14 protein-coding genes are annotated in these 20,649 nt (G+C 40.3%); 5 read left to right on the top strand and 9 right to left on the bottom strand.

The window, feature by feature from the left end; all coding sequences use genetic code 11:
- Positions 1-96: 96 nt before the first annotated feature.
- The 3 genes from ACFSR3_RS11345 to ACFSR3_RS11335 are packed head-to-tail and all read right to left on the bottom strand — an operon-like array spanning position 97 to position 2,404.
- Positions 97-786 (bottom strand): hypothetical protein, encoded by a 690-nt coding sequence (locus ACFSR3_RS11345; RefSeq protein WP_379821082.1) that lies wholly within the window; start codon positions 784-786, stop codon positions 97-99.
- Between the two features lie 2 nt (positions 787-788).
- The gene (locus ACFSR3_RS11340; protein ID WP_379821081.1) at positions 789-1,643 is read right to left on the bottom strand and encodes an AraC family transcriptional regulator; all 855 of its coding nucleotides are present in this window, start codon (positions 1,641-1,643) and stop codon (positions 789-791) included.
- Positions 1,644-1,693: 50 nt separating this feature from the next.
- Positions 1,694-2,404 carry a hypothetical protein gene (locus ACFSR3_RS11335; protein WP_379821080.1) on the bottom strand — a complete coding sequence of 237 codons (711 nt, stop codon included), beginning with the start codon at positions 2,402-2,404 and terminating at the stop codon, positions 1,694-1,696.
- 303 nt (positions 2,405-2,707) lie between these two features.
- Here ACFSR3_RS11335 and ACFSR3_RS11330 point away from each other — a divergent pair, with 303 nt between their 5' ends.
- Positions 2,708-4,363: a helix-turn-helix domain-containing protein gene (locus ACFSR3_RS11330; protein ID WP_379821079.1), complete on the top strand. Its 1,656-nt coding sequence runs from the start codon at positions 2,708-2,710 to the stop codon at positions 4,361-4,363.
- 32 nt (positions 4,364-4,395) lie between these two features.
- Here ACFSR3_RS11330 and ACFSR3_RS11325 read toward each other — a convergent pair whose 3' ends face one another.
- On the bottom strand, positions 4,396-5,646 hold the full coding sequence (locus ACFSR3_RS11325; protein ID WP_379821077.1) for a putative phage abortive infection protein: 1,251 nt from the start codon (positions 5,644-5,646) through the stop codon (positions 4,396-4,398).
- Between the two features lie 12 nt (positions 5,647-5,658).
- A complete protein-coding gene (locus ACFSR3_RS11320; protein ID WP_379821076.1) occupies positions 5,659-7,215 on the bottom strand; it encodes an SIR2 family protein in 1,557 nt (518 codons plus the stop codon).
- Between the two features lie 368 nt (positions 7,216-7,583).
- Here ACFSR3_RS11320 and ACFSR3_RS11315 point away from each other — a divergent pair, with 368 nt between their 5' ends.
- Positions 7,584-8,654 carry an HNH endonuclease domain-containing protein gene (locus ACFSR3_RS11315; RefSeq protein WP_379821075.1) on the top strand — a complete coding sequence of 357 codons (1,071 nt, stop codon included), beginning with the start codon at positions 7,584-7,586 and terminating at the stop codon, positions 8,652-8,654.
- 213 nt (positions 8,655-8,867) lie between these two features.
- Here the strand turns inward: ACFSR3_RS11315 and ACFSR3_RS11310 are convergent, their stop codons facing one another.
- The 4 genes from ACFSR3_RS11310 to ACFSR3_RS11295 form a co-directional block, all read right to left on the bottom strand.
- Positions 8,868-10,787: an AAA family ATPase gene (locus tag ACFSR3_RS11310; protein ID WP_379821074.1), complete on the bottom strand. Its 1,920-nt coding sequence runs from the start codon at positions 10,785-10,787 to the stop codon at positions 8,868-8,870.
- A complete protein-coding gene (locus ACFSR3_RS11305; protein ID WP_379821073.1) occupies positions 10,768-11,313 on the bottom strand; it encodes a hypothetical protein in 546 nt (181 codons plus the stop codon). Before ACFSR3_RS11305 ends, ACFSR3_RS11310 begins: the two co-directional genes overlap by 20 nt.
- Before the next feature lies 1 nt (position 11,314).
- Positions 11,315-12,517 (bottom strand): hypothetical protein, encoded by a 1,203-nt coding sequence (locus tag ACFSR3_RS11300; RefSeq protein ID WP_379821072.1) that lies wholly within the window; start codon positions 12,515-12,517, stop codon positions 11,315-11,317.
- 135 nt (positions 12,518-12,652) lie between these two features.
- Positions 12,653-12,940 carry a helix-turn-helix domain-containing protein gene (locus ACFSR3_RS11295; protein ID WP_379821071.1) on the bottom strand — a complete coding sequence of 96 codons (288 nt, stop codon included), beginning with the start codon at positions 12,938-12,940 and terminating at the stop codon, positions 12,653-12,655.
- Between the two features lie 631 nt (positions 12,941-13,571).
- Between ACFSR3_RS11295 and ACFSR3_RS11290 the strand changes: the two genes are divergently transcribed.
- The 3 genes from ACFSR3_RS11290 to ACFSR3_RS11280 are packed head-to-tail and all read left to right on the top strand — an operon-like array spanning position 13,572 to position 20,600.
- Complete coding sequence (locus tag ACFSR3_RS11290; protein WP_379821070.1) at positions 13,572-16,580, top strand: SusC/RagA family TonB-linked outer membrane protein; 3,009 nt, start codon at positions 13,572-13,574, stop codon at positions 16,578-16,580.
- A gap of 16 nt (positions 16,581-16,596) precedes the next feature.
- Positions 16,597-17,967 carry a RagB/SusD family nutrient uptake outer membrane protein gene (locus tag ACFSR3_RS11285; RefSeq protein ID WP_379821069.1) on the top strand — a complete coding sequence of 457 codons (1,371 nt, stop codon included), beginning with the start codon at positions 16,597-16,599 and terminating at the stop codon, positions 17,965-17,967.
- Positions 17,967-20,600 (top strand): alpha/beta hydrolase family protein, encoded by a 2,634-nt coding sequence (locus ACFSR3_RS11280; protein WP_379821068.1) that lies wholly within the window; start codon positions 17,967-17,969, stop codon positions 20,598-20,600. The genes ACFSR3_RS11285 and ACFSR3_RS11280 overlap by 1 nt, the downstream gene beginning before the upstream one ends.
- The last annotated feature ends 49 nt before the right edge of the window (positions 20,601-20,649 follow it).

The following is a 20,649-nucleotide window of genomic DNA, read 5'->3' as shown; positions in this document are numbered from 1 at the left end:
TGCGGCAACACCGCTAAACTCATTTTACAGTACCGAAATTACATGTCGGGATTGGCCTGTAAAAGAACAACTTTCACTTGTGCCCCAAGTTGTTCCTCAGTAGTCCTTAATTTTCCGTATCATGTTTTCCAGGGCATTGATGCACGCTGCCCGGTCCGGTTCCTCGGGATTGTAGGCCTTACTTCGGATGGCATCTGCGGAGAGCTCATTGCGCTGGGCAGTGGCCAGGTGCGGGATTATAGCTTTGAAGACGGCATTCATCGAGCGGGCTTTAAGCACCTGGGCCTCATCGGCAGCCCGTAGCATAAGGGCGAGCTGGTCGCCGGAAAGGTTGCAGTATATTTTCATCCGGTCATTGGACGGTTTAAATTGAACTGAAGGCATTGCAGGCAAATCTTCAGTAGCTGGCGACAGGTAATGGGAATACCGCTGCTCAATAAACGTAAGTAAAGTACTAAGGGAGCTCACGATACGCTCCTCCAGTTCCGTAAACGGGTCAGCGCCGGCAGCAGACTCCCCCTTTAGATAGCCCATAGCCTGTTCTTTCAGGTGGGTCAGGGCAGTATGGTATTTTTGGACGAGGTGGCGTACCTGGTTATCTTTATAAAGGGCAAATACCTTATCGTTGAGCTCCTGCTCCACCTGCTGGCTTTCCACGGAAACCTTCTCCAGCAAAAGGGCAATATCCTCCGTGCGCAGTTCCCTGCGGTACGGTCGTGCGGCATTAAGGGTGACCGAGATCAGGGCATCCAGCCATTCCAGTGAATAGGTGCGCGCGGTACTCATGGCTATCGGTTTTTTCGGTTACGGTAGGCTTCAGGGGTTAGCCCGGTGTGGTGGCGGAAAAAATTGACAAAGGCAGACGAGGAACCAAAATGAAGCGCCTCGGCAATACTGTAGACCGGTGCTTCGCTACCGTCCAATAGTTCCTCTGCCAGACGGACAAGGGCTTCCGAAATCAATATCTTTGGGCTCTTTCCTGTGAGCTGCCTGACGGTTTTGGTCAGGTTGCCCCGCGTCATGCAGAGGACATCAGCATAATAGCCAACGTCATGGTGCATGCCGGCCTGCTGTTCCACAAGGCGTAGAAAGGCGATGGTCAGTTGCTCTTTACGCTTGACAGCATTCGTGAACCGGGATCCAGTATGCTCCCGCAGCTCCAACAGACAGTTCAGCAGCAGGTTAAAAGTAAGGGTTGTAATAGTTTCGGCGTGTTGGGATGTGCCCTGCTTCTGGTGTTTCTCCAGCAATAACAGCAGCTGGCAGATGACCTGAAAGTGGAATTCATCGGCTTTGAGGCTATACAGTTCCTCTCGCTCCAGCAACACGGTAAGTGTAGTGTTGCGGGCAGTATAGAGTGTCTGTCTCAGGTAGGTTTCGGTAAAACGGACAAGCCAGACCCTTACCGTCTGTCCGCCTGCAGCTTTCATATAACTGTCCGGCGGTACTATACAAACATCCATCGCTACGGCTATTAAGTCCTGGGTGCCGCTGTTTACCTGAAGCTGTCCCTCGCTTACCACAATGATATGGTAACGGAAATACTGCACCCCATACAGGAAAGCCAGCACAAAAGCATCGCCCCGCAATTGCAGGCGGCGAACCTGAAGTCCGCTATCCCTTAAAGCTGTAATCAGTACCATGGCAGTAATTTTAAATAAAAAACCCGGAAGCGAACCTCCGGGAGCAACAGTCAGTTGTTATACAGATCGGTCACAAAGGACAGTAGTAAGGCCTGTGGGGATGATTCCAGTGCGCCGTTGGCAGTAGCAGCAAAGTGACCTGTCATCCACTCCCAGTCACGGTCCCTTTTTCTTTTTCGTCCGTCCTCATATACGGCGTTGCGCATTATGGAAGCCGCCATAAGCATGGCATGGCGTTCGGTTGCCGTAAGGTTAGGTGCGGCAATAATCAATGCCTCGGTCGCCATGATAGCCTGGCAGGCTTCCTGATAGGTGCCGTCATTGGCTTTGACCGCCGTCAGCTCGGCACCAAGTGCCACATACAGGTCTTTGGCAACAGTACTGTAACCTGATGAAAGATGGGAACGCAGGTCGGCTGTGTTGATATTCTGGTATGCCTGTACATCGGCGACGCTGATTGGATCGTAGGCCGAAAGGTCTTCCAGGGCGAGGAAATCGGCATTCGCCCAGGCAAGCGTCTCACACTGCTGTATCAGTAGCGGTATGGTGGCGGGTTTGGTATTTAAGAGTTCGTATTGCTGTAGCAGTTCGGCATAGAGGGTTCCGATAAAGTCCTCAGGGTTGGACGGGTTTGCCGGTAAGGCAGTCGCATTTTTATGCGAGAGGTCCGAAGCGGATAACTCCTGTTGTGCAGGTGCAATGCCATCAGGGCTGCAGCTGGCCAGTAGTAATACTAATGTAGTTGAAGCAAATACCTTCATGATGTAACGTTTAATGTTCCTGAATCAGTTATTCAGTTCCATTCGCCCGGGGAGCGGAACAAGGAAATTTTTGAGGTTCCCTTTCGCTTTTGAATTCAGGACAAATCTATTTTACATCACCAAGGGTCACAACTGTTTGGCTGTGCCATTCCGGTATGGCAGCTGTGGAATTCGGGAATTCCACAGCCTAAATTTATCGTATTGTTAAGTTTTTATTAACAAAGTTTAAAGTACATTTGAAAAGCAGTCTCCCAATGATATCGCATGCACCTTACTATAGCGTACCGCTATATCAAGAATGTTATGAAAATGAAAATCACGGGATTTGTTATAAGCCTTTTATTCTCAGTACTAGCCCTTGCCCAACAGCCATCGGAAAACCTTTCCTATGATGCTATGCTGCAACAGATCGATCTGTATCAGGGAACCCAAAAAGCCTGGCCCTATCTGGAAGACTACCTGCGTAAAGCCAAACAGGAAAATAATGCTCCCGAGATTGTTTTTGCCTACAGGGAAATGCTGCATGAGTGCCCCGAAAAACTCCGGCTGGTATACGCCGACAGCCTGATTGCCGCCGCCCGGCAATCCGGGGACAATGACCTTATCGGTGATGCCTACCTCACACGCGGTATTGTATACTACCAGCGCAACAGTCACCAGATGGCGCTCGACAATTACATAAGGGCGAACAGCTATTTAGTCGCTACCAAAGACGATTATTTGAAGAACAAGGTCAAATACAGTATCGCCCAAATCAAATACTACCTGGGCTATTACCACGAGGCCATTTCCCTTTTTAATGAATGTATTGCGTATTTCAAAAAAGAGGAACCCCTTCCCTACCTTAAGTCCCTGCACTGCCTGACGGTATGCTATACCTTTGTCGGCAACCTGGAAAAGGCAAAGGAGACCTGCCGGCTCGCACTGGCTGAAAGTGCTCGGCTGCGTATCAAGGACCTGCTTCCCTACCTGGAGAGCGCACAGGGAGTTATTGAGCTGGAAAAAAGTAACTACAGCGCTGCGGTAAAACACCTCACCTATGCCCTGCCCCAAATACAGAAAGACGGGGATTATGCCAATGAGTCGATTGCGCACTTTAACTTGGGGAAAGCCTATTGGGAATTAGGCAGCCTGGATTCGGCGGCGCTGCATTTTAAGAAAGTAGATACCATTTTCCTTACCAAAAAGTTCCTGCGTCCCGACCTCAGGCGCAGTTATGAATACCTCATAAAGTACTATAACCAGAAGGAGATGCCCAGCCAGGAGTTGGTATACGTAGACCGGCTCCTGCAGGCAGACAGCGTTTTGGGTAAGGAATTCCGGTACCTGATCAAGAAAGTATACAAGGAATACGACACTACCGAACTGCTATCCGAGAAAAAGCAGATACAGGGTCAACTGAAACACAGCCAGGGCCTTGGAATGGCTTTGAAAGCCACGGTAATCGTTCTTGTGCTTGGTTTCGGGTTATTGTTCTACAGGCACAAAACGCTGCGCAAACAGTACCGCAGGCGGTTTGAGGAATTATTAAAAAACGAACCTCTGGCAGCTACTGATACGCAATACCCTACCAACGACACGCTGGATATCAATCCGGTCATCGTCAATCACATCGTACGGCAGCTGGAAGGGTTCGAGCGCAGGCACGGTTTCCTGAAAAAGGACATTACAGCCACAAAGCTGGCAGAAACTTTTGACACTAACAGTAAGTACCTTTCAAAGGTAATTAATGTGCGCCGTGGCAAGAGTTTTATTAACTATATCAACGACTTACGGATTGATTACCTGGTCGCGCGTCTAAAGGCGGAACCGCAGATCCGTAAATACACCAACGGTGCACTGGCCGACGAGGCGGGCTTTAGCACAGCGCAGCACTTTGTGACCGCGTTCAAAAAGAAAACGGGAATGCCACCGGGTTATTTTGTGGAGGAGTACGAGAAAACGGAAGGGAAAAAGTAGAAGATTTAATATATGATGCCAAATTATTAATTCTATATAAGCACCGAGTATATCTCTACGTTTTCAAACAAAGAATCTGAAGTTTTCCTTCCTTTTTCAAACTTAAAGTTTCTGTTAGAAAAAATATCTTCAAGCTTAAAGTCATCAATCAAAAAATCAACTGGAATATTATGAATCATTCTTAAGTCCGTTAAAAATTTATTTTCATTATCTTCCCACTTAGTAGCGGTTTCAGAATACCAATTATAAAAAATTTGAAGTTGATCGTAGTTTGAAAGCACTCCTCGAAGGGTTCTTAAATAACCACGTTTTTGTTCATATGTAAGAGTATCAACATTATCAACAAATTTCACTATATTAAATATTTGTCTAAACAAAAGTGAGAGTTTAGTCTCGTGACCTTTAAAGGGCAAGTGATAAAGATTATAGGAGTAAATATCTGAGAACAGATAATAAATTCCTTTATAATCTGCAAAATCATCATGTAACTCACTTATCTTAAACCCCTTATCCAAAGCTTGACTTAGAAGTGACATTTGGTCTAAGATATGAATTTCACCGCTGATATCTTTTGATATACTTTTAAAATCAATTTTAAATGCCGTATAAATTTTAGAAATGACTTCTTCGACATCCAAAAGCTCTTTTTTCGATACGTTATGCTTTATAGAAAGTTTGTTGATATTTTTCAAAAATAATAATCTTCCTTTAAAAAAAATATAATACGATAATGATAGTATTGTCTTACTATCAGTCAATTTTGTAGTGTTTTTTACTAAAAAAAATATAAACTTTAGTTCCTTATCCAATTGATACATTACCTCCCTACCCTCATAATTTTTCTTACTTATTGCAGGAAGTGTAAGTTCAGTAATTTCCTGTCTCAAAATAGTTATTTTTAAATTGAGTTCAGTTTCAAATTTTTGAAGATCAAATTGCTTTCTAACTTCATCATTGGCTTTATACTGAACCCAAAATGCTAGAAAAGTCAGTAAAGTTGCCGGTACCGCGATAGCAGGATTTATTAAACCTCCTACTAAATCTCCTAAAGTGCCTAAATATTCAATATTTCCTTCTTCATTGACATTTGGATTTTCTATGAGATGATTAACAGTAGCAAGACTATAAATAATAATTGCCGAAGAGGCTAATATAATTCCTATTATAAAAAAATCTATCCTTCTATGATGTGTTAAAAAAACATATTTTGATACTAACTTATAGAATATTAAAACTATACATACAATAAAAATTAGTGAACATATAAAAGTTAAAATTATCATTGATATTGAATATTACTTGTATTTCTTGTAATCATATAGGGCAATTAACCTTCTATATTTTGAGTCTCCCTTATCTTCATCATAATTCCTTAAAAAAAGTTCTAAGTTTTCAAGGGGAATATTGTTATGCCAGACGTTAAATACTAGAGTCGAATGTTTATTGGATGTAGCAATAGTTGAATCTTTATAAATATCTTCAATAGATATATGTCTTGTAAAATTCTTTGGTGTTTTCTTGACAAATTTATCTAAGATATCTCTTTGTATCTGCTCAATTTTTGATGAGTACTTTAATTTAGAATATATTTTTTTAAAACCTAAGATTGGAAAGTAAACGTTTTTTGCAATTGTCAAACGATCAATTACTTTTATTCTTTCTCTATTTTTTTCATCTATTATCTCAAAATAATTGTTTATAAAGTCGCTTACCGACATATGTTCAGGTATTAGCTTTTCTTTAAAAACGGTCTGCTTAATCGTATTAGCGGTTTCCCTGTTACCATATGTTATCACTAGTACCCGATCCTCATTATTAATTTCTTCATGAGAATCGACAACTATAACTTCTCGTATTGATTTTTTATCCGAAGACTTTGCTGTCGTAATAATGTCCGACATTATATTCTGAACTTTACGTATATCGACTGCAGATATTGGGTACTTAGCTTCAATTAGTTCTTTATACAGCGAAGAATATTTGTCTGTTTGAAGTTTCTTAACTTGTATTGGAATATCTTCGATTTTTAAATGATAATCAGATATTTCTTCATTCTGAGAATTAGCCTCATACTCGACAATAAGAAAGTTTTCCTTAATTTTTCTGAAAGCATCAGTATTGTACTCAGTATATTTAAAAACAGTTTTTAAAATATTATTCACGTTTTCATCCTGCGCTCCATACCCTAGAAAAATAACCGGATTATGTATAAAAAGAGAAAGTAGTTGAGCCCTTATAAGTTCATCCTGGCTTTTTGACCTACTATAATCTTCATTAGATATAATTATTTTAGAAGGATCTGATACACAACCGTGAATTTTATATAATGCACCATAAGGATTTGATAGCAAAATATCATTACCTATTAGTGGTTTGAATCCTATTATGTTTTCAAGAAGAGTATCATAATTGGTGGTGATAACAGCAGATATATTATTTTTAAGCTGTTTTAAAAGCTCTATTTCTTCTTTTTGTGCCGATTTAATATCCAAACTCTTTAAAACGGAAGCTATATATAATTTAAACCGGCTGATAGGTTTACCAGATTCGATCGATTTATAATATTCATCATTAATGTCCTTTAAAGAACCATTTCTATTCTCTGTAAGAAACTGATTAAAAAGCTGCTCTACATCAGACCCTATCTTGGGGAAATTAAAGACCCCGTTATCTACAATATGTTTGGCTTTAATATCTAAATATTTTTCCTCGTTATCATTAACAATTTTACATGCACTTTTTAATAACTCATCCCAATTGAAAGCATTATTTAAATATCTTAAACTCAAACCTGTTCCCACAAAAAGAACTGGATGGGTTTTAAACCCGCTAACAAATTCTCTAATATTCATATGCTAGTGTAATTAAAGGAAATAGAAATATCTTAGAATGTATACATTACTACAATCTAAGGAAACTCTCTGAAAATAATATATTAACAAGATTATTTTGGCTAAAATAAAAAATATAAATGAATAAGCGTTGTACGTAAAAACACCTGTTTTTATTAATAAGTACTTTTACTTATAGAAAGATTTTTCTTTTTCATTGCAGTTGTTTAAGTTACAACCCAAATCTCTAACTGAATTGGGCTAATTAAGTAAATCAAGCTAAACTAAAATTGAGTACAAGCTTTAATTAGTTTCCACCTATCCAAACAGTTTATTGTCATATTATCATAGTAAAACTTCTATTTCCAAAAAAACTTTAATTTTGGTCTATGGAGCTACCTTACGAAAACAATCTTGATATTGGCAGGCTTGCCGGTGTATTCAACAATACCTCTGCCACCTATAAATTTTATTGGTTATTATCCGTAATTGAAGTCTGTGAGGAAGGTAAAACCGATATTTCAAAAAAAGAACTCTTTGCAAGGATGCTTTGCAGTGCTTGGTATACGGTAAACTACTTCCATATTTCCTTCGGAAGCCAGGATCTAATACAAAGGGCCATACAGGCCATTACAGCTATAGAGAATATTCCGGTAAACATTCGTAAGGAAAACCTGCTACAGATACTTCTAAATACTCAAAACCCTAACACATTAAATCTGCTGAAACATTTTGATAAGAATGTTCCCCACTGGTTCCTGACCCCATGGATATCACGGAACCGGGGTGAAAACGACAACTCCTATAAAAATAGGATTTACAAAGAATCACAACAGTTCTCAAATCAGATGCCCTATGCCCTGTTTTCCGATAGTATCGCGATAAACCCTGTTTGGATATCTTACCTGCAAACCAATTCGAGGATACTAAAGGACTATTGCTATTGGAACCTTTCCCTGTTTCTTCAGGTACGAAATCCTAATGTGCCGAATATTCCGGGCAAGCTGATTAAGCCACCACTCCGCAACACTTTGGTAAAACAACGCAGGGACTACTGGGATATCGCTATTAATGAACTGGATGGTGTGGACTGCATATTTACCAATACCCGCCTTACAACCGGGAAATATGCTCTGGATCATTTTGTCCCCCATGCCTTCGTGTCGCACGACCTGATATGGAACCTGGTACCAATCGAAAGCACATTTAATTCGGTTAAAAGTGATAAGCTGCCAAGCATGGATTTACATTTTGATGGTTTTTACAGCTTGCATAAATCAGCATTTGAGATTATTTCGCACCACAGCCCAAAGTCTAAATTACTGGAGGAGTATTGGTATTTATTTCCATCGGATAATAACAGTGTAAATTTTGAATATCAGAAGTTCAGGGATGTAATCGCACCCCTGATAGCGATTGCTGCGAATAATGGGTTTCAAGAAATGACACGAAACCATTAATTTTCTTATTTGAAAGTAAATCTACTATCTTTATCTATTTAATTACACCATCTAATCTCCTTTTTAAATTCAATAGAATCATAATTACGAAAAAGCTCACTAGTATATTACGATGATTCTTAATGCTGTTTAAATATTCTCTAATAAAGTCAAGAATTATATATCTATATTTAGCTCCAAAAATTTTTCATAATATTTAAGCATATTTTTTTCTTAAGCTCCAATGTCGAATGCGTTCTTAATTAGCAATTTATTTTTCTTGTCAATTGTCTGAAAAATATATTCTTTAAATTGATCTGGATATTTATTTAATCCCGTAGTTACGATGATTTGTCCTTTATTAATGCTATTCCTTTCATCACCTAACTCATTAATTAAAAGCATAGCAGAAATAAAATTATCATTATCAATACCCATATTTTCTGGTGTATCTATTAGTAAAAATTTTGGAAACTTGATTTTGTCTACCAATGACAAATGGAATAGTGTAAGATAGTACATTAACCTTTTACTAACATTTGAACTCGCCTCTTTGTAGGTTCCACCATTGATAATCGGCATATAATCATCACTAGAAATTCGCGCTGAATTACAGTCATGTAAAGCCTTACTCATTAGCGATAAATATTTATTGCTGAATGACTTTACAATATCATCCATACTTTTACTCGCTTCAATCTTTTTCTCATCCATAATTCTTTTAGCATCCTCAACCTTAACTCCAAATGATGTCCGTTTGGATTCTAATTCTTCTCTCTTTAATTCAATTTTAATTTGTTGCCTAATTTGTGAAATTTTCTTTTCCAGCTCTAATATCTTGTCATTAACCTCCTTTAGTTCAATATTTTTTATCACTCTTCTACCTTTTGTCAGCTGACTAATTTCGCCTCTTATTTCTTCTAGTTTATGTTCGAATAATGAAATTTTATCACTCAAATATTTAATATCATCTTCATAACCTTTTAAAGCGATATCCAGAGTTTCTATGTTCTTTTGTTTACTCTTTAAAATATTAAAGTATTCTTCCTTGGTATAGAAAAATTTCTGGTATTGTTCATCTGTTACTTCATTGCCGCAGATACATCTTTCAGGTTCTCTATTTGCATTTTTAAGACAAATTGGACATGTATCAGGTGAGAATAAATTAAGATTTTCGTTAGTAATTATAATCTTTTTTAAATGCGTCACTTCTAACACTACATTTTCACGAACTCTTTTTACCTTCGAATATTCCAAAACAATATTTGATTTATCTTTTTTAAAACCAAAAACCTTCTCTTCATACTCAGAAAATTTTTGCCTTTTTTGGCTTAAAACCTCGGTACTAGTTTTTATTGAAGTAACATTATCGTTTATTGATTCTCGATAAGTTTCAAGTTTTTCAATCTGAGAAAGCAATTCATTTAAATCTAAATTCAAATTATATGAATTTTTCCCTTCGAACAATGTACTAGAATCCACATTTAAGTACTCAAAATTCTGGACAAGTGATTTCATCGTAGCTTGCTCATCCAATGCTTTTCTATAATTAGCTATCGAATTATAGTATTCTTCAAATGAATTGCCGGTAAGTATTTCAAAAATTGCTTTACGAATAATACCCGAGTCCGACATATAATTTTCATTATCAGGCCTTTTATAAATCTTATCAACGGGAGTTATTTGGTCATGATACATCAATCTAAACAAATCAAGAAAATTTAATTTGTAAAATTCAGAGCCTTGATATATTTCTACAACAGTAATATTCAATTTTCCCAATAACCAATCGGAAAATGTAAATGTATTATTAATACTTCTATTAATTGGCAGTGTAATTACATCTGTTGGACTAACGATATTTACTTCGAATTTATAAATGTAGCGAGTTACAATGTAGAGATGATCATCTATAATAATAGTTATCTCCACATAATTCGATTTATCGCTTGTTATTTCAATATGTTTTTCACTAGTATCTTCACGAAACCATTTAACATTTCCACCTAAACCAAAATAAAGCAAGCTCGAAAAAGTAGTCTTACCTGCTCCGTTCTCACCTTCAAGGATATTAATACCTGAAGTTAAGATCGGTGATGAATAGGAGTACTTCTCTCCAAAATATTTAACTTGTTTAACTAATAAATTGCTCATCCGGAATCCCGTTGTTATAATAGAGGCTTGACAACATAGTTGAAATATCAAGTATTGATATTCTTTGGACTAAAGCCTTTAATCTATTTATATTGCTTCTTTCTATTTTAAATATTTCTCCTTTTAAAAATTCTTTTCCAATAAGTTTCCTATCTAAACAAATATTAAGCTTGTCTAACTTCCTATCAGTAACTACAATAAAACCTTCATTTGCCAAAGTGAAAATAAGTTGGTTTATAGTTCTAATTCTTAGCAATGAATCTGTAAAGGATTGGCTTAATAACTCTCTATCAACTTCATTAATCTTCGATTTTGGATTTTTTAACTGTCTTTCAATTATATCAATAAGTTTTCCATTAGATATAAAATCAATAAGGAACGATATTTTTCTATGATCTCTCAAACTACTCTTTCCCTGAACACAATTAAGTCCATTCAGAATAATGAATATATTATAAGTGAGAAAATTATAATCTTCACTTTTGATGAACATCATCCTTCTTTTAGTCAGATCGTTTTCTTCCATTTTAGTCAAATGCTAAATAACAGCTGTCGATAAATTCAATAAAGAGCTCGGTAATTATACTATTTCTTTCTACCCCATAAGAAAAATCTTTTTTTAGATCTTCAAATTCCTTAATACAATTGATAGTTATTTCATTAATTATGGTTTCTATTTCTTCTTGACAAAATATAGATTTAGATTTACTTTCTGTTTTAGTAAATAATTCCGTTTCACAAAAATTGAATACTCTATATTTTAAGGCAAGATATTGAGAGGAAGATTTATGACCACTCTCAAAAACTTTAGCAATAGCAGCTTGGCGATTTAATTGTTTTAATCTTTCTTTATTAAAATCTGGACAAACTTGCAAAATTTTATCATTTAGATTTCTAAAATCTGTGGGCTTTTCTATTGTGTCCCACAAAATATGAACCTCATCTATTTGAAGAGATTTCGCCGTGTAAATGGCATTTTGAAAACTTATTTGTACATCTGCCTTCTGAACAAGCTTAAATAGCCTATCTTTTTCCAATGATTTCTTTTCAATCAATTCCATCAACTTGGATTTAATCGTTTCCTCCTGATTATTGTCCAAACTACTATAATATGAACAACTTCTAATTTTATCAATCACCGATTTTTCGACTTCATTGACTTCAGGAAAACCAAATATCCATGTGATTTGCATCAGAAAATTAACCCAGCTATCAAATGACAATTTACTTAAAAATTCAATTGTAGATTTTTCCTCACTATAATTTTCCGCATAGAAATCAGCTACCAAATCTTTGACTATTTGGGCAACTGTCTTAATTCTTCCTTCATCTAGAGATGCCAGTTCTTCTAGTAAAGGTTCTTTTGGTAAGATTACTCCGGTTTTTTTTGTTCTAGTACTTGAGCTTTCTTTACCTATTGAATTAGTACTTAAAAAACAAAATTTAATGTCAGGTGAAAACTCGTTAAATGTCCAAATATCTATGAAACTACAAAATGACTTTAAAATTTCTTCACTATTAAGAGTAAATTTACTATCGGGATCATAATTTTTGTTTTGCTCAAAAATTTCACCATCTTCGTTTTTCTGATAAACATCTTCATATAGCTCGATAGCTACTGCAACATTTTTCTCTATGTTTGCATTTATATTAGCTAATAAATATTCAATAGCTCTAAGTTTCTGTAATCTAAGGGCCTCAATTAACCCCGATGCCTCTCTATCAATCATAATGAAAGTTTACTATCCAAATCTTAAAAAAATCTATAAATTAACATTAAAAACTATAATCTTAAATATGACAAAATACGCTATCTGCATAAAATTGGAAGTGGTCTAACTCCAAAAAGATACTATCACATCTTTTCATTTTTTTATTTTCTTTGAAGCAACATAAATTTTGTTGTCTTTCATGTATTCAGAATAATTAAATTTAAAATCAAATAGTACTTTAGGTTCAATTCCCGCAGCCAAACTAATTTTAATCAATGTGGACAACATTGGTACATTTTCTTTATTTAATAATCTATATACTTGCTTCCGATTAACATTTGCTCCTGCTGCGATATCGACAATATCAAGTCCTTTAGCATCTATTAAGGTCTTAAGATGCTCTGCAAGTGAAATAAAATATTTATCCTCAACTTTCTTCATTTGTTAAAATTGACACATATGTCACATTTTTCATTGACAAATATGTCACGCAAATAAAATTTTACTATTTTTACTTAATATTCTATTATTGAATTTATATTTGCGATACTTCAGATTATAATTGAAGCATTCGCTTTGAAACCTGCTCACAAAAACTGGTAATTTTTAGCACGCGGGATGATAAGTGCCAATGCTCACGCCATACGGCGTGGGCTCACTTATTTGCGTGTGGGTATACCAGTACCTTGTGAGCGATAAGCTGAGTTGAAACCCACGCCTCCTTTTTTGGGATGGTTTTCATTTGTATTCAGCTTACTTCTCAGCAATGTTTCCCCAGTGTCGCGCTAAGCAATACTATAGTATGGGTGCGTGTTTAAAAATTCATTGTTTTTCTTTCTTTGGTCCTTATGCTTTGGACCCCAACACTCACGCCACAATACCTGGAGAAGGCTCCGGAACTAATGGAAAGAGAATAACTAGCCTGAATACTAACCTACAAACCATTTTTTGCCCATGACAGACCAGTAAACTATTGGACCAAACACAAATAAAAAGCCCTCTGCAGTTACTTGGCGGTGCTTGCAGAAGGCCGTGATAACAAAACTTTTGTTTCATTTAACAATTCAAAATTATGAAAATAATTTCATTGGATAAGGGCTGTTTTGCCTTTATTTTAGGGCTGCTGCTCTGGTGCAGCCACATGCATGCCAATTATCTTAGTCACGATATAACTATCTCCTACTGGCAGTCAGCCGTCTCGGGTACGGTATCCGACGCTGCCGGAACGTTGCCCGGTGTTACGGTTTTTGTAAAAGGGAAATCTATTTCCACCATAACGGACGAAAAGGGACAGTACAGTATAAATGCAGCCATTGGGGATACGCTGGTATTTTCATTTATAGGTTATAAAGAGATCGAATACGTTGTGAACGGTACAACACTTAATGTGGAGCTGGCAGAGGATTCTGCCGAGCTGCAGGAGGTGGTCATCAATGCCGGGTACTACTCGGTAAAGGAAAAAGAAAGTACGGGCAGTATTGCCCGTATAACCGCTGAGGAGATACGCGATCAGCCGGTGGCCAACGTACTCGGCACCATGCAGGGGCGTATGGCAGGGGTGGATATTACCCAGGATAACGGTATGCCCGGAGGAGGCTTCCAGTTAAGGATCAGGGGCACAAACAGTCTTAGGGCTGACGGCAATGAGCCGCTGTACCTTATCGACGGGGTGCCTTTTTCATCCGAAAGCATCGGTGCCCCCAATACATCCGGGGTATTCATTACCATGACAAATCCGCTCAATAGCATTAATCCGGCGGATATTGCAAGTATTGAGGTGCTTAAGGACGCGGATGCCACAGCCATTTACGGTTCACGTGGAGCCAACGGTGTGGTCCTTATCACCACCAAAAAGGGAAAAGCGGGTAAAACAACCTTCAGTACGGAAGCTTCGACGGCTTTCGCTAAAGTGGGCCGCTTTGCAGAACTGCTCAACACACAGCAATACATTGCCATGCGGGAGCAGGCAGTCGCAAGTGACGGACTGACAGAAATTCCCGAATGGGCGACGGATATCAACGGTACATGGGATCGGAACCGCTATACCGACTGGCAAAAGGAACTTGTCGGCGGCACGGCAAGGATTACGGACCTTAGGGCATCGATGTCAGGCGGTTCTGCCGGTACGCAATTTCTTCTAAGCGGGAATTACAGGACGGAGACCACCGTAATGCCGGGTGATTTTCAATACGACAAAGGTGCTGTACATTTTACCGCAAAACATAGGTCACAGGATGAAAAGTTTAGTATATCATTCTCGGGAAATTATGTTTTTCAGAAAAACAACCAGGCTGCCACTGACCTGAGCGGCGTGGCACTTACCCTTGCCCCCAATGCCCCGGCACTGTATGATGGCCAAGGTAACCTGAATTGGGAAAACGGCACCTTTGAAAATCCGCTTGCCGCCTTAAATTCAAAATTTTTGGCACGCACCAACAGCCTGACGGCAAATACTGTACTGTCCTACAAGCTGTTCAGCGGGCTACAGTTAAAAAGCAGTTTCGGGTATAACGAGATCCTCAATGAGGAGCGGCGAACAACGCCTTCCACGGTATTCAACCCTGCATACGGCCTCGACAGCAGTGTCTCGGGTTTGAATATAAGCCAGACTGCGCTGCGCTCGTGGATTATTGAGCCGCAGGTAGACTACAACATGAGGATTGGAAAAGGAACCCTGACGGCCCTGGTAGGAACATCGTTTCAAAGCCAGCGGACCAACAGGCTTTTTGAAAGCGGAAACGGCTTTTCCAGCAACAGCCTCATTAATGACCTTGCATCGGCTGCCAGTATCTCCGTATTGCGAAGCGACGAGACCATCTACAAATATCAGGCGGTATTTGCAAGGTTAAATTACAATTTCGATTCACGCTACATTGTAAACATTACCGGCAGACGGGACGGATCCAGCCGTTTCGGGCCGGGCAGGCAGTTTGCCAACTTTGGTGCTCTCGGCGCAGCATGGCTATTCTCGAACGAAAGCTGGCTGAAGGATAATACTATCCTTAGTTTTGGAAAATTAAGGGGAAGCTACGGTATTACTGGAAACGACCAAATTGGTGACTACCAGTTCCTCGACACCTATACCTCCACCGGTGTGGCCTATCAAGGTACAAACGGGCTGGAGCCTTCAAGGCTGTACAATCCGGCATTTGGATGGGAAACAAACAGGAAACTTGAGCTGGGGCTGGAAACCGGTTTTTTTAAGGACCGTATTTTTATGACAGCCTCATTTTATACGAATCGCTCCTCAGACCAGCTCGTCGGGATACCCCTTCCGGGGACAACCGGGTTTACTACCCTGAATGCCAATCTTGGTGCCACCGTGGAGAACCGCGGTGTTGAATTTACCCTGAGGACTGAAAATCTTAAATATGACGGCTTATCGTGGACCACTACTTTTAATATCTCGGCAAACCGCAATAAGCTGCTGTCCTTTCCGGGGCTGGTAGCATCTCCGTATGCCAATACCTATGTTATCGGTGAGTCGGTGAACATAAGGAAGCTATACCACTATACGGGTGTTGATCCCCAGAGCGGGATTTACACCTTCGAGGATGTAAACGGCGACGGGACACTGAGCTCACTGGGTGACAGGAGCAGGATCGTTGATTTTGCTCCGAAATATTTCGGAGGGCTCTTGAACCAGTTCACCTGGAAGGGGCTTCAGTTGGATGTCTTTCTGCAATTTGTAAAACAGGAACGTTTTGAGTTCAATGCAGGTGCGCCGGGTACTTGGGTAAACCAGCTCCGCGGCAACCAGACGGGATGGCAACAGCTTGGTGATGTGTCCTCACAACAGATACTGACCCTTGGGTATAACGGTGCCGCCATGGAAGCCTATGATCGGTATACCTCTAGCGATGCCGCGGTAGTTGATGCATCCTATTTAAAATTAAAGAATGTATCCCTTTCCTATGACCTGCCACTAAACGATGTAAAGCCCCTTAAGTGCCTGATTTTTGTTCAGGGCCAGAACCTCCTGACATTCACAAAGTATAAAGGAAGTGATCCTGAGTTTAAATTTGCGGGCCAGCTCCCTCCCCTACGCACAATATCCTCAGGGGTTCGTCTAACCTTCTAAATTTAAAAACCTGTTAATGATGAAAAATCGAATATATATTCTACTATTTTTAATTTGCTGTTACGGTTGTGAGGATTTTGTGGAAGTCGAACTTCCGGATTCACAACTGACAGGAACTACCGTATTTAATGATCCTAACACGGCAAATGCGGCACTCGCACACATCTATACCAGATTGCGCGATACGGGGTTCCTTACCGGGTCCAGCCTCGGAAGTACCACTGCCATGGGGCTCTATGCCGATGAGCTGAAGTATTTCGGGGGAGCGGGCACACCTAACTTGGAACTCTACAACAATGCGTTGCTGCCATCCAGTTCGGTTGCGTCGCAACTGTGGAATGAAAGCTACTATCTCATTTACTGCTCCAATGCCGTAATTGAAGGTGTTGAACAATCACAGGCTCTTGAAACCGAGGACCGAAACCGCTTTAGCGGAGAAGCCCATTTCCTTCGTGCGCTTGTTCACTTTTGCCTGCTCAACGCCTATGGGGATATCCCTTATGTTTCAACGACAAATTATGAGCAAAACCGTCTTGTCTCGCGCATGAGTGCTACAGAAGTTTATACACGGATTATAGCTGATCTGGATACTGCAATAGCTTTACTGCCAATTGAAGACCTTACAGGAGAGCGGGTAAGGCCGAACAAGGGTGCTGCCTATGCGATAATGGCAAGGGTTCGGCTGTATTTAGGGCAATGGGCTGAAGCAGCCGATGCAGCATCGGCTGTAATTAATGATTCCCAATATGCTTGGGAAACAGACCTTGACTTTGTATTTCTCAGGCAAAGCACGTCTACAATTTGGCAGGCAAAGCCGCTGCAGGAAGGTGATAATACCTATGAGGCTCGTGCTTTTATTTTCCTGGAAGGTCCGCCACCCACCATGTCTTTAACCCAGGAACTCATCGATTCTTTTGAAGCGGGTGATCTGAGGAAATCGCATTGGATAGGTTCCGTTACCGACGGGACTTATACATGGTACTACCCGTATAAATATAAACAGAATACAAATACGGGGACATCTGTAGAATACTCCATACTGTTACGCCTGGCCGAACAATACCTTATCCGCGCAGAGGCCAGGGCAAGACAGGGGGAACTGATCGGGGCTGTTACGGACCTCAATAAAGTCAGGGCACGGGCAGGACTGGGCGCTACCGGAGCAACAACAGCTGAAGACATCGTTACGGCCATTCTGGAAGAACGAAGGCATGAACTTTTTACCGAGTACGGGCACCGCTTCTTCGACCTGAAGCGTACTGGCGGGCTGGATGCTGCCTTATCGGAGGTAAAGCCCGGATGGGATACCCATGACAGGCTATGGCCGGTACCCGAAACCGAAATACTGGCAAACCCGAACCTGCTTCCGCAAAATACAGGTTACTGATGAACCGGTCTGTATCACCTTTAAAAGTTGTGTACAGCACTTTGGCTGTACTCATTTTTGGGTTAGTGTCCTGTCCCCTGTGGGGGCAGGCTCTTCTCAAAAAAAAGCTTACCGACGCAGATTACCACCTTTGGGGTACCTTACAGCCGGAGGCTGTTTCAGCCACCGGAAAATGGGCAAGCTATTATATGACCAATGACCGTGGAAACGATACCCTGTTTGTGAAAAGCACTTCCTCAGCAGCAAAATATGCCTTTCTGAATGCGACGCAGGGCTGCTTTAATGGCGATAGCCAGTTCTTGTTTACGGTAGCTGCCGGTGGTATGGAATTGCTTGATACAAATACGGGAAAATTAACGATGATGCCAGATGCAGAATGCGGTTCCTTTACTTGCAACCAACGGTATTTGGTCACTTATGAGAAGATGGATAAAAAAGAGAGGGCGCTCCTGATACGGACTGCCGGGGGAAGTGTACGCGATACAATCCGCAATGTAAGCTCTTATGCGTGGAATACTGCTAAAGATGCTCTTGCATATGTTGTTAAAAATGCAAAAGAATCTCGGATTTATATCCTTCCGTTTACGGGAAGGAAGAAAAGTATTACTGTGATGGAGGCTGGGACCTACAAAATCCATACGTTGACCTGGAGCAGTGATGACAATTGTTTACTATTTTACGGGGATGCCGATACCTCGACAGCGCAGGAGAATATCCTATGCAGCTACCAATTGAAAAACGGTCAGTTATTCCGGCTTACGCCTTCTCATGCAAAAGGTTTTCCAAAAGGCATGGCCATCGGTAAAGACCGGTTAAGAGCCCTGAAAATCTCTGATGATGGAAAGAAGGTGTTCTTTGGACTGAAGGGGCATAATGATATGCCATGGGTTGAAGATGAGTACGTGCAGCTATGGAACGGTAATGATAAAAGATTATATCCCGAGGCGAAAGCATACCGGTCGGATGAATTTTATGAACTTGCAGTATGGTGGCCCCTGTCAGGAAAAGTGAGGCAGATTACCGGTAAGGACGACTCGTTTGTAATGTTTGCGGGCAATCAGGATTATGCTCTCACGGGAAGCAGCGTAAACTACGATCCTCAGTATAAAGGCGTAAAGGACATGGATCTTTACCTTACCGAACTGTCTACCGGAAAAACAGAACTTCTGCTGCGAAAGCAGCCGACGGCTATATCACAGCTCAGGACATCACCCAATGGAAATTTCATTTACTACTACAGAGGGTCTGACTGGTGGTCGTATTCCGTATCCATGAAAAAACATTTTAATCTGACCTCAGGAATCGCTACCGTATTTGACACCGGCAGTATGGACCCTGCGAATCAACTGGAAGTCTATGGCATGGGAGGATACACAAAAGACAAGGAACTTCTTGTATATGATTACTATGATATCTGGGCATTGTCATCGGATGACAAGGCTTTCAGGAGGCTTACCAAAGGAAGGGAGAATAACATGCAGTACAGGTTAGTTCCCGAAAACCAATGGCAGGTTCCTTACAACTATTCAGGTGCCTCACTGGAAGATATAGACCTTTCAAAGCCAGTATGGCTGCGGACCTTCGATATAAACACGGGCGTTTGGGGTTACTCCGTACTTCATAAGACAACAACAAAAACACTTACCGACGGTTTTTCTTCAAGTCATTTGATTACTGCCGAGGATGACAGTTCATACATTTTTATCAATCAGAGCTTTGACTTACCTCCCCAATTGATTTATGGCGACCGTACAGGCCGGCATTCGATGGTATACCAATCGAACCCGCATCATTTTAAATACAGTTGGGGAAAATCCGTACTTATCCAATATAAAACTCAGAGTGAAAAAACATTGAATGCAGCATTGTATTATCCTGCAGATTATGATGAGAATAAAAAGTATCCCATTATTGTGTACATCTACGATATTGTATCTAGGGACATCAACTCATATGTAAATCCTGCACTACGAAATAATTACGGATTTAATATTGCACACCTTACCGCCAATGGATACTTAGTGCTGAAACCGGATATAATGTATGGAAAGGGAAACACCGGCAAATCAGCTGTTGAATGCGTAGAAGCTGCAGTACATGCAGCACGGTCCTGGGCTAACATAGATACTTCCGGGATTGGCCTCTTCGGGCATTCTTTCGGGGGTTATGAAACTAATTTCATTGTTTCCCATTCCGATATTTTTGCAGCGGCAGTCAGCGGCTCGGCTGTTTCCGATGTTGTCAGCGCTTACTTTTCAATTCATACTGACTCCAACACAGCGGATATGTGGCGGTATGAAAGGCAGCAATACCGGCTTGGCAGTATGCTCTACGATAACCCCGATATATATCTGGATAATTCTCCGATCTTATTTGCCGATAAGGTTAAGACTCCCTTACTTTTATTTGCGGGTAAAATGGATGGCAATGTCAGGCACGAGCAAAGTATAGAAATGTATTTGGCCCTGAGAAGGCTGAATAAAACAACGGCACTGCTCCTCTATCCGAAAGAGGGCCATGTTCTTTTCGATTCGGCTGCCCAGGAAGACCTTACGATAAGGGTTGGAGAGTGGTTTGATTACTTTTTAAAAAAGGAGTATTCCCACGACTGGATAACGAAAGGTGTAAAGTAAAAAATGATGCAGCTCTTCTAAAGAACTGCATCATTGCTTCCGTCGCTTT

Source organism: Flavobacterium suzhouense, from assembly GCF_042684765.1.
Taxonomy (GTDB): Bacteria; Bacteroidota; Bacteroidia; order Flavobacteriales; family Flavobacteriaceae; genus Flavobacterium; species Flavobacterium suzhouense.
This window is presented reverse-complemented; position numbering and strand designations above follow the sequence as displayed.

Excerpts from the sequence above, each read along its gene's own strand:
- ACFSR3_RS11315 (WP_379821075.1), top strand. The coding sequence starts at position 7,584 with ATGGAGCTACCTTACGAAAACAATCTTGATATTGGCAGGCTTGCCGGT.
- ACFSR3_RS11295 (WP_379821071.1), bottom strand. The coding sequence starts at position 12,940 with ATGAAGAAAGTTGAGGATAAATATTTTATTTCACTTGCAGAGCATCTT.
- ACFSR3_RS11345 (WP_379821082.1), bottom strand. The coding sequence starts at position 786 with ATGAGTACCGCGCGCACCTATTCACTGGAATGGCTGGATGCCCTGATC.
- ACFSR3_RS11300 (WP_379821072.1), bottom strand. The coding sequence starts at position 12,517 with ATGATTGATAGAGAGGCATCGGGGTTAATTGAGGCCCTTAGATTACAG.
- ACFSR3_RS11280 (WP_379821068.1), top strand. The coding sequence starts at position 17,967 with ATGAACCGGTCTGTATCACCTTTAAAAGTTGTGTACAGCACTTTGGCT.
- ACFSR3_RS11325 (WP_379821077.1), bottom strand. The coding sequence starts at position 5,646 with ATGATAATTTTAACTTTTATATGTTCACTAATTTTTATTGTATGTATA.
- ACFSR3_RS11305 (WP_379821073.1), bottom strand. The coding sequence starts at position 11,313 with ATGGAAGAAAACGATCTGACTAAAAGAAGGATGATGTTCATCAAAAGT.
- ACFSR3_RS11340 (WP_379821081.1), bottom strand. The coding sequence starts at position 1,643 with ATGGTACTGATTACAGCTTTAAGGGATAGCGGACTTCAGGTTCGCCGC.
- ACFSR3_RS11290 (WP_379821070.1), top strand. The coding sequence starts at position 13,572 with ATGAAAATAATTTCATTGGATAAGGGCTGTTTTGCCTTTATTTTAGGG.
- ACFSR3_RS11310 (WP_379821074.1), bottom strand. The coding sequence starts at position 10,787 with ATGAGCAATTTATTAGTTAAACAAGTTAAATATTTTGGAGAGAAGTAC.
- ACFSR3_RS11335 (WP_379821080.1), bottom strand. The coding sequence starts at position 2,404 with ATGAAGGTATTTGCTTCAACTACATTAGTATTACTACTGGCCAGCTGC.
- ACFSR3_RS11285 (WP_379821069.1), top strand. The coding sequence starts at position 16,597 with ATGATGAAAAATCGAATATATATTCTACTATTTTTAATTTGCTGTTAC.
- ACFSR3_RS11320 (WP_379821076.1), bottom strand. The coding sequence starts at position 7,215 with ATGAATATTAGAGAATTTGTTAGCGGGTTTAAAACCCATCCAGTTCTT.
- ACFSR3_RS11330 (WP_379821079.1), top strand. The coding sequence starts at position 2,708 with ATGAAAATGAAAATCACGGGATTTGTTATAAGCCTTTTATTCTCAGTA.